We start from the raw sequence: 18,791 nt of genomic DNA, 5'->3' as shown, positions 1-18,791 counted from the left end.
CGACTTCTATTATTCCTGTGAATATTAATCCTGTGTGAATTCAGCGGCATGCAATTTCACGAAGTCGTACACACTCATCGGTTTCCTGCCGGTCAATCTGAACAGGTCGTCCGTCATACGATCATACCGTCCCTCCACATGCAATTTCGCCATCGCCGTGAGGTGGCCAACAAGGTGCGATGGCACTCCAAGCTCAAGCAGTTTGTCAGTCCACACGGAAAGCGGCACATCACGATACCGGATTGTCCGTCCCAACGCCTGAGAAAAGATATTTGCATAACGGTTCAGATCTGCCGATTCATACCCTGTCAGATTGTAAATCCGGCCAATATGCGGAGCGGGATCATCAAGGATCACAGCAACGGCATGCGCCACATCAATAGCAGATATAGGCGAGGTTTTGCTATCACCCAATGGTAATATTAACTCATCGCTACTTCTGATGCCAGCTGCTGCCAGGCGCAGGAAGAAACTTTCCAGGAACACTGTTGGGCGTATGGTAATAACTGGCAGCCCCGACCATGTCAGCGCCTGTTCTGCCAACCAGTGCAATTTGTGTTGCGGACTGTCAGTGGTTTCTGTTATGCTCATCTGCGTCACTGTCATCTGCGACATATTAACGAATGCTTCAACACCATGATAACGCGCTACTGCAGCAACGTTAACTGTTGCTTCGAGATAAGCGGCTGAGAGCGACATTCCGAAGTAAATGCGGGAAGTGCCTTCGATGGCTCTATGCATTGAGGCCAGGTCGGTAAGATCGCCCAGTACAACTTCTGCCCCGAGCCGGCGCAGATCCTCAGAACGGTCATCCTCCCGCCGTACAAGGGCACGTACCTTATGCCCTGCGCCGAGCAGGATTTTAGTGAGATGGCGACCGATAGCACCGATGTCGCCGGCAGCGCCGGTTACCAGGATCGGTTTGCTATGTGTTAATTTCGTAGTCATATTTTACAATTATGGTTGTAAAGGTATTGCCGGTTTCGACCGGAAGACAACAATAAAACCTATCAACCGGACAAGATTGTTCTTCAGCCGGGCAATTTTAATTGCGAATAGGCAGTAACTGCCAGTTATAACCAGGTTGAGGAACAGCAGATGTATGAAAACGATCATCTTCAGCAAATGTTGCAGGCCCCTGGAAGTGCATAATAAAATGGGTCCCATACAGGGGCAGATGCCGGGCAGATGAAGAAGAAATCCCTGTGAGTAATGATACTTAATTGTATAAATATCAGAACTATCCACTTACTTCCTTGTTAGGAATAATTACATAGCTGGTACCTGTCAGGTCCTGCTATACAACGAAGCGCAAATGAAAACCCTGATAATAACAAAGCAGTATAGATGTCGGGCCCTACGTGTAACAGACCACAGTAAAAAAATACAGGAACGAAATAACCTTAAAAAACAATTGAATTAGCGGCCACGGGGCCTTCCAGTGTAATTCCCCATATTGTTCACACCAAAATAAATACAAGTACTATGAAAAACGATGAAGTACGCCAGGGAACCGGACTTGCTGAAGAAACATCTTCTGCTGATCAACGGCTTGCGGTTGGATTAGACACGGCGAGCCTTGATCTCTGTTCTATAACCGTTACTTATGTTGATGGAGAGACAGTAGTAGCAGCCTATTCAGGCCTACCGGGCAATCAGCCGGCGACTTACAAAAACTTTGTTGCTATATGGGAAAATTCTGTGATCCCCTGGACGGCCCAACCCCTGGCAATGGTACCGATCGCACAAAACTCCCAGCAAGGTAGCGTTACTTTTAACGGACTCACCATAACAAGGGCCGCATATATAGTAGGATATGCTGTAGGGCCTGAAATAAGCAATATCTGTTGCAGCAGCCTCATAGCTGCCGGTGGCCTCCTCGCAGCACCAACACAGGTAAGCATCAGCCTGAATTACGTAGGCGCAGACATGCTTTCTATTCATTATCAGACACTCGCAGGTTACCTGCCGCAGCAATACAACAACTGGATCGGACTGTGGAAAGGGTATGCCTCTCCTTATAATGCTGACACGCCACTGGCAACTGTTATAATCAACAGCAATGCAAGCGAAGGCACAGCCAATATGCCCAACATACAACTGGAAGTTAATACAAACTATACCCTTATCTACTTTATGGGGAAAGAACGTACCATGGCGGCAGCCATACTCAACTTCAACACTGCCGACTTCCTCGCGGGTATTTAGTATAAGGTCATTTCTTCTTTTTAATTAACCAATAACACCTCTTACAAATGGAAACACAAAATCTGGCAGCGCCGAAAGTACTTACAGCCGTTCCAACAGAGAATGCGCAAACTACAACACTCACCATCTCCAATGTATCTGCGGATGAAATTGATGTAGATTATGAAACGATGCCCGGCAATCAGCCCAACACTTATGGCAACTTCCTTGCCATCTGGCAAAACCCTAACTCCGTTCCCTGGAATACGGAGCCCCTCCAACCCATCTTTTATATACAGACCAACACCCCTTCCGGTAGTGCAGCATTTACAGGTCTTAATATAAACAGCAACAGCTACATCATCGGGTATTCTGCAGGCCCGGTTCTTACAGGTGGCGGCAACGTCCAGAAGTATGGTAACATATGTGCCACCGCATCCATTCCAAAACAATCTGAAGGTGGCCCGGGCGTAATATCTACCCCTACCATTTCCAGCATCAACATCGGCACTACTTCTGTTTCTTTCCAGTTTGACTTACCAGACGGCATTTTGCCATTAAGCAATGGCGCCTGGGCTGGATTATGGAGAGGTGCAAACCCTTCTTTCTACACCGTTGCGCCTCAGTATTTCACTCCGATCTCATTGGATTTCTCCTCCGGCAGAGTTGCATTCAATAATGCAAGCATCGGTAGAGGTCTTACATACACCATCGGACTTTTCATGAGCGGATACAAATCAGGTGGTGGTTGCACACAGCGCGCACTGGCCTGCTCCGCTAGTTTTACCAATTAATTACTTACTGATCCCAGGACCCGTACTGCGTAGGTAGTGCGGGACCTGGTTTATAAGTATTGCCGGTATGCCGCTGGAAAACGGTGCCGGTAATATGTTGTTATACCCTGCTTCCTCAGCAGGGATGATAGTGTCATGTATCTGCAAGTCAAATAAACTTTTACGGGCCTTGTGTCCGGAGGATGTTTGTTGCCTGTCATATCTTCTTCATCACATGAAATTTCCGCGTCATGGCTTTCTTCAATAAACAATTTATCGACCAGTTATACATCGCAGAAACTAATCCCGGCGATGTTGGCTTCATTGCATTTGTAATACCGGCCGGCATCACGCCCGGAGTTGATACAATAGGATTGAAGGAAGCACTGGCCAGTACAACGTATTCGGGCACCTTTGTATTTGCAGCGCTACCGCCTGTTATTAACAGCGTAGATAGTGCCAATATATTCGTCAACAGTATATACAATGTATTGAACAGAGCTGGTGCGTCCCGCGCCTTTATGTGGCTGCAGGATAATGTCAATATCAACGCCAGTACGGCTCCCCTGATGGGCATCAGTAGTGATGGTACTGCCGTCAATAGCGGCTTGTTGGCAACGCTTACATCCAGTCTCTCACTCACTGTAGGCAGTGGTATGGCACTTAGCTGGCAGGATGACACTACCCTTCTGCTCGACGGTTCCTTATACAATTACACTATCGGATTCTCTGGTCCGTCTGCCCCACAGACGCGCAACCCGAATACAGGTACCATTGCATTCACAGGATCGCTCAGGGGCACTATCCAATTTTCTATCAGCATACAACGGCTGTCCTTATACAACAACTTTCAATGGGGCTTCCAGACCTTATGTCCCATACAGGCGGCATACCGTAATGCCACTTCTGAATGGCTACCGTTGGCAGATACAACAACAGGCCCTGCAGATTTTATAAGTTTTGCTACCAGTATTGATCCCTCTGATGTTTTCAATACAGTGTACGACCCCTGCAGTACCGGCACTTGCACCATCAGCGGCAGCTATGCCAGCAGACGTACCTGGTTTAACTTTACCGGCACCAATACCGATGGCTTACCTACCATACTGGCGTCTTTCTTCAGAACAGTTTTCGGCGCTGCCATCAACCTGCTGCCGGAAGTATCAGGCGCAAACACCTTACCGGCCAGGTTGGTATTTGCCGAAGGCGAATATACTTCCTCCTCCACACAAAGATTTTTAGTGACTCCGGAAGGAGACTTTACCATACAGATACCCACAGCTACAGCAGCTCCGCAATACCTGATAGGCGGCCTCCAGGGTACTGAATTTTTCAGCGTCACACCTAAAACAGATACTACCAACGGCGATAAATTCCGCTTCCTCTCCAATCAGCCTGCCTATGCACCTAAATTCCCGTTTGAGACAGCATCGCCGGTGAAAACGCCGCAGGACCCCAACGCACCACTACTTGACAACACCTATTCATCTGCATGGGCTACATTCGTTGCCGGCGCGGGCAATACTATTTACTATATCGCACAGCCAAAAGGATCTGCGCTGTTTGGCAGCGATGGAATTGTCGCACCACAATACACAGACCTCTTCGGCCATACTGTTCCCGGCTTCAAGTATGAAGCAGATGATGTTGTAACCTTCCCTATCGTACCTTATTACGGGGTAACAGCCGGTGATGGTATCAATTCTTTTTCGCAGGAACAGATCAACACCTTCGAAGCACAGGTATTAAGCCCTACACGGAGAAAAAATGTAGGGAAGCGCTCTACTTCCAAATCTTTGCTGTCCGCCAACAGCACCCTGGAAGACGGGTCAACGCAAACGTCTACGACTCCTTCAGGGCTGCTTGCAACGATCACCACATCCGCCTCCAGCGGGCAAATGCAGTGGAAGGAAGTACTGCTGGGGCAGAACACGGATAACGCCACAGACTATTTCCTCAAATTCGTGAAGCCGAAGGATGAGCTGATAGAAGCACTGCAAACGGGCGACCTGATGCTCGTAGTTGCCAATGCGGAATATCTCGGAGAACTGAATGGCACTGATCCCGAGCAGGCATCGTTCCTAAACAAAATGGGGATTGGTAGCTGGCAAATGACAGCTAATGTTGGTCAGCAGAATAAATACAATGACTACAGGAACGTCATGATCATCAAGGCAAAAAAGGGAAAGCTTTATGATCCGGCAGACGACACCAACAGCCTCCTGGCCAATCCTTCCAAATGGACACAGAAAGATCTTTTTGCCTCACCCACCAATACCAGTGATGACGGCACCATCTCACCACCCGACGATGATCAGCTGGTAATACTTTCGCAATGGCTGCAGAGCTACTTTAAACAAGCGATGGCGCAGGGCGACAATAAGTACTTTGCGAAATTCAATACCATTGCACAGGACGAGAACTGGACAGGCATCCTGTTCTTACGTATGGACATCAGCGATCTTCCAAAGAATCTTGCAGGCATCATGGCAGGTGTGACAGATCCTGATGCATTCAATGCACATCACCTGGCAGTGGAGATAAGCCCGGTAAAGAAGGATGGCGTAAATGCTAAACTGGATAAGCCCAGCACCATATTCGGCCTGATCTACTATGTAGATCCCGATTTCACAGATGACGGCTCAGACACTGCTATTGCACCGGTCACCGCAACTACTTACGACTTCCGTTTGCTCACACTGAAAGTACTTTTTGAGAATACATCCGTACAGAGCTTTGAAAGCCTCGCCCAGCTCACTATTACAGAATTACTGCAGATGCCTGTAACCGGTATGGGGGGTCCGGATAATGTCTATCACAATATATTGCTGAAGGGAAGCCTGCAGATAACAGACAACCAGACCTTGTATAACCTCTCCAGCCAGGGTGATAACACCTTCTATTTTGACAGTAACATCATTCATAAAATACAGATTTCAAACGTACTGCTCAGTACACTCAATACAGATAAAAACGGGAATATACAGTCATGGTTTGGCTTGAGCGGCTTTATTGACTATTATCTTATCGGGGATGAAACAACGCCCTTATTTGATATCTTCTCCTTCGGTAATGAGCCTGACCCTAATACCGATGGCAAAAAACTTTTGGATGAACCCAATAAGGGACTCAAGTTCAATAATCTCGGCATATCAATGACCTTCGCAGCGTCTGATCCTTCGGCAAAAGTAATGGCCCTCGATGCTACACAGATCAGCTTTGATACCAGTCATAGTACACCAAGAGATAACAGCATCTATCTCAACTTTGCACTGGACCTGCAGGGGCTTGTCATTGCCGCACCGCTTACTACTTTATCTGATAAAGGCTACCTGACCGCAATACCCGACCTGGCCTTAAATGATGTAAGCCCCGACAGCTGGTATGGTCTGCGTTTCAAGCTGAATATGGGTACGCCGGGCGAACTCGCCGGAAAGATAAGTCTCGATTCCTACCTGCTGGTAGCATGGTCGCCCGATAGCGAGGGAGACACCTATAAGGCATCTGTTGGTTTGTCATTACCAGGGGCAGGTGGCGGTGGAAAGCTTATCAGTCTGCAAAGCGTTATGAAACTATCGATAGGGCAAATACGGCTTGCTTATGATACTTCAAAGAAGTCCTTCCTGCTCATGTTCACAGAAATAGCTTTACAATTTTTGGGTATGCTGAAGGTACCACCAAATGGCTCTACACTATTCTACCTTTTTGGCAATCCCAATGCCGGCGGTAAAGCAAGTGGTCTTGGATGGTATGCGATGTATAAAAAAGATACCGCATCAGCAACAGTATAATAAAAGTTCTAACTTCTAATATCTCATACAATGGCCTCATTTCAGGATATAGTAGCACAATTCATGCAGGCTACGGATATAGTGGATGGATATACCGGCAATGCAATTGAAGAAATGCTCAGCCTTATCAAGACAGAAGGAGAATTGCGTTTTTATGTGGACGGTACGCTCAACTATGGGCATCAGGCCACAACGGTCAACATCATGAAGCGCATTATCGATACCACATCATATGCAGGAAGCATTGTAGTATACTATGCCGGCGGACAAGAGACTGCTGATAAACTTGCTGTCTTATTGTCTGATCTGGACCCTTTACAGATCAATGGGGCAATAATAAGATACGGTGACTGTCAGAACATCACGTTTAAACCATTTCCGGCTCCCGTAGATACTCCGCAGATCATGCTCGGTTTTACAGGGGGAGCAGACTCCATGACAACTAATTTTGCAGACCAGCTGAAAGTCAGGTATTTCCTGCGGCTGGAACCCTATCTGTGGGAAATGCTAAAGGGGTACAGCGTAACAAGTGCAGTGCAGATACCCGGCAACCCGGACAGATTCAATCTCTCCGTGGCATCCAGACCGTTCAACAAGCTGGCATATAAATTTACCTCCGACTCCGTTGCCAAAGTATCAACGAACGTATGGTCGTGGTATACTACCCAACAAACGTTTAATCCTGATTTGGCTACACGCACTAAAAACGTACAGGCCGTATACGATGTCTATTCCGTCAACCCGGCGGCAATGAGCCTCTGGCCTGTTTATGGCTTGCACCAGTTCGAATCAAACTCGGGGGAAATGAGCCTTAACCTGGCATTATCAGCACTCGATCTCTTACGGCTACTCGAGAAACCATTGGTCATTCTGCATTTCAGCAATCCGGCAAGAGCCGATATTTTTCAATACGTAGACGCTCTCCGAACCGACATTGATGCTCGCGACAAAACGTTGGCTACGCTGAAAAAGACAATATCAACTACTTATTTTCCGCCAGATGATTATGTGCAGGAATATTCCCCCGCCAAACTGCAAGCATTAATTAATGAATTAACAACGTATGTTACGCCGGCTATCGACAATACTTACAAGATCGAGTTGTTGAAAGGTTATGATAATGGGAAGTATGTTGATATATCCGCAGACATTTCCGCTAAACTTGCCAATGCAAGCAGCAAACAAATCTTCGTGATCTCAATCGGTACCGTACCGCAGGATGTATATAATTATTTTTATGGGAACGCAACGCTGCCTGCTATATTTGAGGGTCAGGGAACATCCAGCCTGGTGATCAGCCTGGGCAGACCGTTTATGCAGGTGCCTAAGAAAGGCGAAAATGACGCCTCCAATTATCCATCAATCCTTGCTGCCGACAACTATGATACGATTGCACAGGGTTGCAAAGAATGGGCAATGGCACTGAGGGATCTTTCTTTTAATTCATTCCTGAAAACCAGAGGAGGTCTTAAGCCCGATGTGTATCTGGAGCAACTTGACAACATTGTAGCTTCTACTCTCGCATCGATCAACTCATCATACTCACTCAATCGCTACTTTACCACCCTGGGAAACTACTATCAGCAGAATATACATGATAAACTGATGTTGGGGTTGGCAGGAACGCACGCTGTGGTTGAAGCCGATGCGGGCGCCGTATATGCAGAACGTGCGAGTGTTGCCGCGGGAACAAAGGAATCGCTTACATTACGGCATCGCCGTGAACGGTTCAGGGAGCGTTTAACATCATTCAGGAATAATGGAGGAGAATACACGGAAGAACCGGATATTGCAGAGGAGGAAGCGGGCCCGCTCACACTACAGGAGGTATACGATCAACTTATTGCTGCATGGTCTGACGGCACTATCAATTTATTGAAAGCCCTTCCAAAAACTTATTTCAGTGACTTCTTTGCTAAGGTGACCGGCAATACATTTTCCATTGCAGTACCGGAAGAAAATATTGTCGCCGAAAAGAATGGTGACGGCGCCATCACCAAAGTGACTGTTTCGGGAGCTACGACCTTGTCGTTCGTCAATGTAAAGATGAATATAAGCCTGGTTTACACTGCGGAATCCGGCCCGGTGATCACCCAGGTCACAGCTACGGCAGACCAGGTATGGACAATTGACAATATCCCATGGATATTGTTCCGGAATCCCGGTTTTACCATGAAGGTGAACGAAGGCGGTTTCCCTGTACAGGGTGGCATATTGGGTACCATAGAAAATAACGGTACAAATGTAGGTCTTCAGATCGAATATCCTGTAGGAGAAAACACCTGGCTGCTCTCAGCAGCGTTTGAAGGAAATTATCCTGGTATAGCTTCTATCTACCAGGCTGCAGGCGGTGTTAATCTGGTGCAGGCACTCCCCACACCGCTCAATCAGTTGGCAGGTTTCGGTCTGAAGGAAATGCAGCTGATGTATAACTCGACGTCCCTCAGCTTCGACTATATGTCGTTTGAAATGACGACGAACAGCCCATGGACCATTTCACAGAACCCGCTGTTCACCATAACGCCTACCATTGATATCAGCATTTATGATGTTGCCGACGTCAGCAAACGTACTACTAATTTCCTGGCTACAGGATCATTTACCATAGGTAATGGCACTATTACGATGGTGGGTGGCTATCCTGATTTCTCACTCTACGGTGGCCTTACAGATGGTACTATACAGCTCAGTGACCTGCTGGCATTGTTTGGCGGACAACTTGACCTGGCTACCTCTGTAACAGAGTTCAATTACAATTATTCTCCTTCTCAAAAATATTATCAGATAGATGCGCTGCTGGAACCCGACAAACCGCTGAATGTGGCGGGGATATTCAGCATAGATAACCTCAGCTTCAACGTCAACAGTAATAATTCTATCAATACCGTATTCCTGGGTGGTCAGATCACTGTATTGCCTGACGCTGCAAAGATCGGTATGGAACTCAGCGGCATCTATGCCACAGGTAAAGGCTGGACATTTGCCAGTAAGCAGACATCGGGCGTTGTGAAGATCGGGGATATGCTTTCGTATTATATTGGCAACAGCTGGACGCCTCCTGAACAATATAACTACGGTATCGACGGACTTTCATTCACTATTAATACCGCGACATCTTATTGGCAATTCGGTGCAAAAACAGCGTCCGAATGGAACATTGAATTTCTCGGCCTTAAGGTGATCGCCAATGCGCAGTTAGGGTATGGAAAGAAAACAGAGGACGCAACCGTAGGCAACTATGGCGCCATCTCCGCTGATATCACCTGGAATAAGATTAAAATTAATGCCTTCTACAATTTCAATCCTGACTACCAGGCATATGGTATTACCTGGGGTATACTTACCGGTGAGGTAGAAACGAAGGACGTAGACGGGACACCCCACCAGATCGCCACATTGAAGTTCAAAGACACTACTACCATAGGAAGCCTGATCGAAACAATGGTATCGTGGGCTACCGGCTCGGCATTCGGACTGGCCTCGCCATGGAATGTGCTGAACAGCATCCCGCTCAATAACCTTTCACTGGTGTACGATTTTACCGCCAACAAAGTAAGCTTTGAGGTCAACATAGGCCCGATCAACCTTGGTTTCGTTACCATCAAAGGCATCAGGGTTTCATACAACACTAAAGACCCAGATGACAGCAAAAATGGTGTGATCGTTACGCTGGACGCAACCTCTGCATGGGGAGATATCCCCAGCTGGAATGCAGCCAAACCAGAAACCACACCAGCGCCTCCCGGACAGGGCAACAAATACCTGGACCTGCGCCTGTTAGCCTTAGGTCAGCATGTAACGCTCGATTGTTTTAAAACCGCCGACAATGTACAGGCGGCTATTGCCTGTATGTCTGCACTTCCGGGTACCGATCCCGGTAAAATACCGGATATACATTTTGATACCAACAGCTCCTGGCTAACCGGCATGGACTTTGGCCTGCTGCGCCTGGGGGACGACAAACCCAATGCAGTAGCACTGGCAGTAGCAACAGCCGAGGCTACACAGTACTTCATCACAATGCAGATCGTGTTTAACGATCCTAACCTATATGGATTACGCCTTGCCCTTGAAGGCGAGCCTGCCAAGATATTCAAGGGGCTCGACTTCCAGATCATGTATAAAAAGATCAGCGACAGTGTGGGAGTATACCAGGCAGAGATCGTATTGCCGGATGTGATGCGCAAGATCAATATGGGGCAGTTTAATATCACACTGCCTGTATTCGGTATTGCGGTATTTACCAATGGCGACTTCCAGGTAGATGTTGGCTTCCCCTGGAAAGAAGATTTCTCACGCTCCTTTACCTTCCAGACGCTCATCTGGACACCTGTGGGTATACCCATCCCGGTGATGGGATCGGCAGGCGTTTATTTCGGTAAGTTGTCCAGCGCCACTACCAACAGAGTACCCGCCGCCACTAATGGTACATTCAATCCCGTGCTCGTATTCGGCTTCGGTATGCAGTTTGGTTTCGGCTATTCTTTCGATGCAGGTATACTCAAGGCCGGATTCAGTCTTACTGCTGTAGCCATACTCGAAGGGATACTGGCCAAATGGAATCCTTACCAGCTCACTGATGGCAGCGGCAACAATACCCAACTGGAAACATCTTATTACTTCTGGTTCCGTGGTACCGTAGGTATCATGGGTAAGCTGTATGGCACCGTGGATTTTGCTATTGTGAAAGCAGATGTGGATGTGGCCCTTAGCCTGCTGGTGCAGATCACCTTTGCACCATATGAACCGATAGAACTATCCCTGATCGCATCAGTAAGTGTGTCGCTCCGTATTACCATCAACCTGGGTCTCTTCAAGATAAAGATCAGCTTCAGCTTCTCTGCAAGGATACAGGAAAGTGTTACCATCAAGGCTATTGGCGGTACAGCACCATGGACTACTACAGAACAGCTGCAGCTGCTTAGCGCCGGTGTTACTGTTTTGCAAAGAAGAAGCAGACGACTATATTACGACCAAAAAGAATTGATGGCAGTACGCGATGCTCTCAACCCTGTATGGTCCAACTTACAAAAGGCAGCAGTCCCTGCTCCGCTCACCGCATATGCAGGTCTTGGCCTTACCATGGCGGGAGATACCGCCACCACTGTATCCCAGCAACTGGCATGTTATATTGCCATGCTCTTTATACAATCTGTACCACCACCGCAGGATGATAAGGACAACGGTAGACTGAAAGCATATGGTGCGGGCAACGATACCTCTTTTGAACTGTTAGGCAAACAGATATTCCGTTGGGCTGTTGCAGCCATACAATCAGGGCCAGTCACCAGTGAACAGGTGGACGCCGCCATTGTAACAGATCTTCAACTCGCAGCACTGCTGGATTACCTGAGTGATACTGCCAACCCGACACCGATCACTCCTGCAGATGTAAGTGCGTTTATGACTAACCAGTTTACGCTTACCGTAAATGCACCTGAATCAGGAGAAACAGATGCCACTTATTTCCCTGTTCCACCGGAAATGTTACTGACATTGCCGGACTATGGCACAGACTATAAAGGCATTTCGTATGACTTTGCGGCGTATAACAGTACCTCTACTTCCTACACAGAATACCTCAGACAGTACTTCAATGAACTGGCTGTACAGGTAGAAAAAGAAGAAGATGCGGGCAACCTGAAAGCGTTTATCATGGACGATGCTGGAGGTCTCTCTATGGCCAGCTTCATCTATAGTGACTACTTCCTGCTGATATGCCGCCAGATGCTGCAATCAGCCAGAGAATCGCTGAAGGACTTTAAATATTACCTGCAGGACAATCAGACTGTAAATGATATCGTCAACTGGGTAAATCAAAAAGCGGGCATAGACCTGTATACAGTTGAGGCCTTGTTTACAGACAACGTTTCAGCAACGCTGAACGCGGGTAAAAAGCTGCGCATAACAGACAGCACGTATATCGTACAGGCAACAGATACATTTGACAGTATCGCCGCGAAAGCGATATACTACGCAGGCTTTACAGGTAAGGATTTAGCTGTTGCTAACCAGGATACCGCCAATACTTTGTCTGCAGGTGTGACAATCAATTACCCCGATAAGGCCCCTTATAAAACAATGGCAGGACAGTCACTGAATGATGTGGCGAAGGCCATTGGTGTGTCTGCGGGCGACCTTATCAACAGCGGCAATATTACTAATCTCGCCGGCTTACTGCTACCCGTGGCTACACTTGCTATTCCTTCTTTCGATAGTATGACAGCAGGCGATGATACATTGAATAAGATCGCTTCCAAGTACAATATAACTCAGCAACAGCTGGCAGTCCCTGCTGAAAATGGTACGATTACAGACCTCTTTGACAAGCGTGTAACCGGCTATATCAACATCGCCAACCTGCAGCAATTCCAAGTAGGTGAACTGATCAGCGAAATACAGGCTACGAACGGTCTGCAGCATTTATCCGGTATGACCTCCCGTTACTATATGGCAGGGCTACGGCTTCCGACAAATGGCATTACACCAAACTATCCCGGTATGTGGGTGACAGACAACGGAGGTGTATTGGCACTACCTGACTATGCAGGGCTGTATTCCCTGACGGGACAACAATTCCAGATACCGGACCTCGGCACAGACAATTTCGATATACAGTTATCCAAAACATCTGCGCTGACCTGGCTGACCTTCTCCGGCGATAATCCTGACCAACTGGTATTGCCACTGGTACCGGGCTCCTACGATGCCCAGCAGATCAGTGCTGTAAAGGGGTATGCTACCAGCAATATTCTTGACATACCGCTTTCTTCACTGGGTGCACAGGATGCCTTTATCACAAAAGCTTCTACTTATCCATTCACATCACAGATCAGCTGGAACAGCGCTTCTGCCTTTACAATGCCTTATGGCGGCGATAACGGCGGCGTACCAGCACTGAGCCTGTGGCAATTGCCGGATACACTCCTGCAGCTGCCCGATCCGCAAACACGCCTGGTGAACCCAAGGGTTAAGATGCTGATAGGACGCTACGATGAGGCTAGTCGCACAATGGTCAATACACCTGTTACTTATTATGGTTATGGATCACTGGTTTCATTTACCATTAAGAAAGTACCGGTAGTTACTGACAGTCCGAATACACTGACTACTTATGAGATCATGGGTGCTGATGGCAGCAATGTAGAAGTGCTTGAAAAAATGGTCAGCGGCATCGGCGGTGACAATTCCCTGATCGCAACCCTGACTGTTGCCTATGGTGTAGATTCCAACGGTACTACTACACAAGGTATCCAGACAGATGCACTCAACAGTCTGACGATGGGTATTGCACAGGTGAACCTATCCACAGAAACCCGTCCGGACAGTGGCCCTGGCACAATCTCCCTGGCGGTTGAACAACAGGAAGAGATGGTATTGCTGAATGAGACATCGGAATTCATCCGCTTGCTCTGGCAGGCAAGCATCACCAGGGGTGGCGGTTACTACCTGTATTATTACAATTCCGGTAGCAGCAGCGGTCTGCCAGACAGGATATTCAACGATAACAATGAGGCTACGCTTTCCCTGCTGGTGTTGTACACCGCACCAACTGATGAGGCATTACGGAACAATGTGACCAACTACATGAATGTACTGGCTACCGGTGAAGCGATCGATACATCACATGCTGTATTATTTGCAGAAGCCAATCCTTATCAGCGTAGTCTGTCTTCAGATGGAACACAGACATTGTCTGACCTCGCATACAAATATTATGGCAATGTAGCCGACATCGTTACTGATAACCAAACACTCACATTAAGGGCTGGCAAAGCATTGCTGGTAGATGAAGGCGTGTATGAAGTAAGACCTGAAGGGCGCGCTCCGGGTGGTAACCTGAATGCGATCGCCACTTATTTTGGCACAACAGCTGATGCCATTAAAGCAGCCAATCCTCTACAGACAAGCTGGCCGGATGTATTGCCGCTGTATACAGCACTTTACCTGCCGGTCATGACAGTGACCATAGGTACCAGTAATGGAGGAAATACATTTGAAAGTATTGCTTCCTACTACGGAGAAGACCTGGCAGCATTGGGAGGCAAAAACCAGGAAGTAGCGGGCCTCTTTGCCGACAATCAGCAGATCATCATTAAGGGGGGACCAGATATACGTACCTCAACTGTGGCGCCGGGAGTGGCCGGCATAGCAGCAGAACGGCCGGTACCTGCGACAATACCTGATAATCCTTCCGACCAGGATTATGGCATGCTGTTCCTGCTTAATACCTACAACATGTTATCTTACCAGGTGGCTGAGAACAATTATTTCGCAGCGAGTAACCTGGGGCTGCCGGCCACACCATCCACAGAAACAGAGGAACAGGATACAAACGATAAGATGGCTTATCCGAGAGCATTGGCCGAAGGTGATACATGGAGCTATACGCAATCAGTCCCCTACAGCCGTTTCGCCAAGAACGTTAAATTAACAGCCGGTGTTATGCCTGATCAGGCAAGCAGTCCATATCGTGGTTTGGGTGGCTTGCTGCAGATAGACTATGCATGGCAGGACCTGTATGGTAACCGGATCATTACAACACTGTCCCAGCCATCGGGCAACAGTCAGCTGAATATGCCGCCGATGCTTACCGGGTATACTGACGCGATCATAGGACTGAACCAATGGCCTTCTGTTGCAGCATCCTGGGAAGTGAATACAGACAACAATGCAAAACCGCAATTACAGCTCAACCTCTCATTCGGCGACAGCTATTATCAGGGCCTCATGTACGCCAAAGCTGCGAGCGCCACAAGCATCACAGGATGGTTCACCGAACCGCTTGATGAGACATCAGCCACCAACCCATTAAACTACAGCCTGGACCATGGCATCAGCATCAAAGGCATCACCCTGGGTGGAGACAAACAGACAGTGACCATACAGGTGGATAATGTACCGGAAAATCTGCTGATCACCTTAAGCATCAACAATATCAGTAATACTGACAAGACACAGACGTATACAGGCATTGCACAGTTCAGTTATCCTGATGTTCCGCAGGAAGCCACTTCAACGATCATTGAACAGGCGAAGAAAGATATGGCGGTGTATGAACAGTTGTGGTATCAGCTGACCGATCCTAATGGCATCGCCTACACAGTAGATACAACATTGCTGCAGAAGGGGTATACGCTTACATCTACCCAGGTTTCTGACCTTGTGGAAGACTGGATCTCATCCATCTATCTCTTCCTCGAAAACAGGGCGAAGGGCCTCACAGATGTAGCTGCACCAGATGCAGCACACCCGCTGATTTTCGCTATTGATACTACCAATCTGAATCCTGAACAGATATTCCGGCTTGATCTCAGCTTCACGATAAAGCGTACCAAAAATGCGGCATCAGGTGATCTTGAAACCACAGGAGGCATACTGCAGACTGTAACGGAAGTGGCGCCGCTCGCCGATACACAGGGAGGAAATACACATAGTCTCAATACATTTGCTGCACGGTTTGAAGCAGCGCTGTTGCAAGCCGGTAAATACCAGATTCGCATAGCAACAGGCACAGACCGCGAAGATGCAGGCAACAATAAGGAGACCTGGGCGGTAAGACTGGGGCTGGATAAAACAACCCTGACGCCGGTAGCCTACAACATCAACGATCCGGCTGATCCGGATATGTTCGCACCACGACCGATATCCAATAAACTGGAGTCACGTCAGCAGGTGCCGATTTATAACTATTCTGAAAAAACGGGTATAGATTTCAATACGCCATCCACTTATGTTGATTTTACCGGTATTGATATGGACCGCTGGGGTAATCAGTTCTTCAGCAGCATAGATGATGTATTGTCGCCCGAGTTTACAGCTGCCATCCAGCTGGTAGACAACAAAAAGCAGACTACTTACCTGAAAGATCTGCTGGCCAATAAAGAAGCGCTGGCTGATATTGTGAAAGAGTGGATGATACCTGTCTTCAAGGATGAAACGGCCAATGCCGCTGCAGTAAAAGAAGCGTTTAAACAATCATTACTGGTGAAATTGGGTAATGCCTATACAACACAGGCAGGTATTCAGTTCCATGCAACAGTAAGCGCAGATGCTACTGCTGATATTGCTCCGCGTCTCTATGGCAACATCAGCCGGAACTTCAAGTTTGAAGGTGCATTGGTAGACGATACAGACAAAACGCTTGTATACCTGGTATTCACCAATCCGCCTGACCAGGCAGCCGCCAACACCAGCAGTAACTTTACAGCAAGCGATGGACTTAGTGTAAACAGCTCCGGCATAGATCCTAAAAATACCAAACGGGTGATACTTCAGCTGAGCGGACAGGCGATTGCCGGCAGCACACAGGTGACAGTAAATACCGGCTTTAAAGATATGACCGGAAATATTGTTATGCCGCCACTTACTAAGGTGGTACTGACCGCGATCAATGAAGGCAACAATAGTGATTCTATTACGTTCACTTCTCCGAAGCTAGCCCTGCAAACGAGCGCCTCGGCCACGCTTCCATTCCTGATCTCATCGCCACAGATTGTGAGAGGCAGTGGTAATGAGCTACTACCTTATGTAGATCTTGATCTTAGCTTTGCCGGCAGTTCTATCGAACATCAGATCAGCACCTTGCCGAACATTCAGGGATATGAAGCATCTACCTGGCTGAGTTTTGTCACACCACTATCTATCAATGATAGTCCGCTGACCGGCGATCTGGGTAAGATACAGGTACCGATGCCGATACGTGAATTCCCGGTAGCGCCATCTATGGTAAATCAGTCGGGAGCGTCAAGCGTTCCACCAGATCCTTCAGACATCAGTCAGTTGCTGAACTGGAACTATAATATTGACTATTCTTTACAGATTCACTATCCGCAGGATCAACTCGACTTCAACATCAACTTCAATGTAGCAGACACTGGCAATGTGATGCTCCTGGGTATTGAGGATGCCTTCCCACAACTGGCAGAGTTCATTACAGTATCGCCATATGTATATGCCGTGCTGGAAAAGCAGCTTACCCAGGTAACTGCCGGCACCGCTGATGACGATCCACTGCTGAATACAGTGTCTACTGCACTTGCTTCGTATGCAGCGCTGGTATTGCAGGTGGTCACTGCGTCACAAAGCAATATGATGGCAATGCCGCGTAGCAACATGAGGTATACAAGTACGGATGTGCTGCCTTATAGCTTCTACATACAGGAAGGATCGGCGACAATAGATGATGTACAGGCGCTTATTGTATCGGTACATGGCTTACCGCCGGCAGGTATCGGAGAACCGCTTGTAGATATCACAGGATACGAACGCCAGGTATATACGGGTACCTGCATCGGAGATTTCTGTTATTATTATACAAAAGGCGGACAGCCATTATCTGCAGAGGCAGGACAAGTAATACCCGGCAGAAGGGTGATCATACCGATGATGAATATTCTCGCACGGCAGGATGCAGCCACCACGGCATTCATCAGGCGAAATGTAGAACTCGTACCAGGTAAGCAGAGCAGCGAACCGTTTATATATACAACGGGTACGGTAGAGTTTTCGAATCCATACCATCCTACTACCGATAGTGATATACCGGTAGATATATCAACGATCAATGCTCCGTCAGGACAGCATAATTACGCACCACTCAGTACGCAGCTTACAAACCTGTTCAACGCGTTACTGAAGGAGAATTCGCAGGATACCGTCAGCATCCTGATGAGCTGCCAGTATACGTATCCGCTTAATGCAAGTACAGCGAATGTAGCCCTGCCGGTGATCATGCAGCCGATACAGAGTATACAGGTCAAACCTGATGCGAATACCGGCAACAAAAAGCTGGCAGATATGATTGCTGATTGGGCAGGCAGTATAGGATTGTGGTATAACAGCCGGACTCCGGTGAGCAATAATGCTGCCTTATGGTTTGATCTGACGATCTTCTCTAATCTTACAGAACAGCCATTGCCGCTGGTAAGATTGAGATCCTTAAATCTCGGCGTTCAGTATATCACTGAAATGTAAATATTGACTAGCTCCCTGAAACCGGCGTAAGATCGATGATTTTGCGCCGGTATTTTTTTGGAGA

The 18,791-nt window shown here is 47.7% G+C and carries 5 protein-coding genes; 4 read left to right on the top strand and 1 reads right to left on the bottom strand.

Annotated elements, in window-relative coordinates; genetic code table 11:
* Window positions 1-24: 24 nt before the first annotated feature.
* Window positions 25-948, bottom strand: coding sequence for an NmrA family NAD(P)-binding protein (locus F3I09_RS20625; protein WP_149696930.1), 924 nt, complete (start codon window positions 946-948; stop codon window positions 25-27).
* Window positions 949-1,485: 537 nt separating this feature from the next.
* Here F3I09_RS20625 and F3I09_RS20620 point away from each other — a divergent pair.
* The 4 genes from F3I09_RS20620 to F3I09_RS20605 all read left to right on the top strand — a co-directional run bounded on the left by F3I09_RS20620 (window position 1,486) and on the right by F3I09_RS20605 (window position 18,727).
* Window positions 1,486-2,208 (top strand): hypothetical protein, encoded by a 723-nt coding sequence (locus F3I09_RS20620; RefSeq protein WP_149696929.1) that lies wholly within the window; start codon window positions 1,486-1,488, stop codon window positions 2,206-2,208.
* Between the two features lie 47 nt (window positions 2,209-2,255).
* Window positions 2,256-2,981 (top strand): hypothetical protein, encoded by a 726-nt coding sequence (locus tag F3I09_RS20615; protein WP_149696928.1) that lies wholly within the window; start codon window positions 2,256-2,258, stop codon window positions 2,979-2,981.
* Between the two features lie 230 nt (window positions 2,982-3,211).
* Window positions 3,212-6,751, top strand: a complete 3,540-nt coding sequence (locus F3I09_RS20610; protein WP_149696927.1) for a hypothetical protein — start codon at window positions 3,212-3,214, stop codon at window positions 6,749-6,751.
* 30 nt (window positions 6,752-6,781) lie between these two features.
* Window positions 6,782-18,727: a hypothetical protein gene (locus tag F3I09_RS20605; RefSeq protein ID WP_149696926.1), complete on the top strand. Its 11,946-nt coding sequence runs from the start codon at window positions 6,782-6,784 to the stop codon at window positions 18,725-18,727.
* Window positions 18,728-18,791 lie beyond the last annotated feature (64 nt).

Source organism: Chitinophaga sp. CF418, assembly GCF_900142925.1.
Taxonomy (GTDB): domain Bacteria; phylum Bacteroidota; class Bacteroidia; order Chitinophagales; family Chitinophagaceae; genus Chitinophaga.
This window is presented reverse-complemented; position numbering and strand designations above follow the sequence as displayed.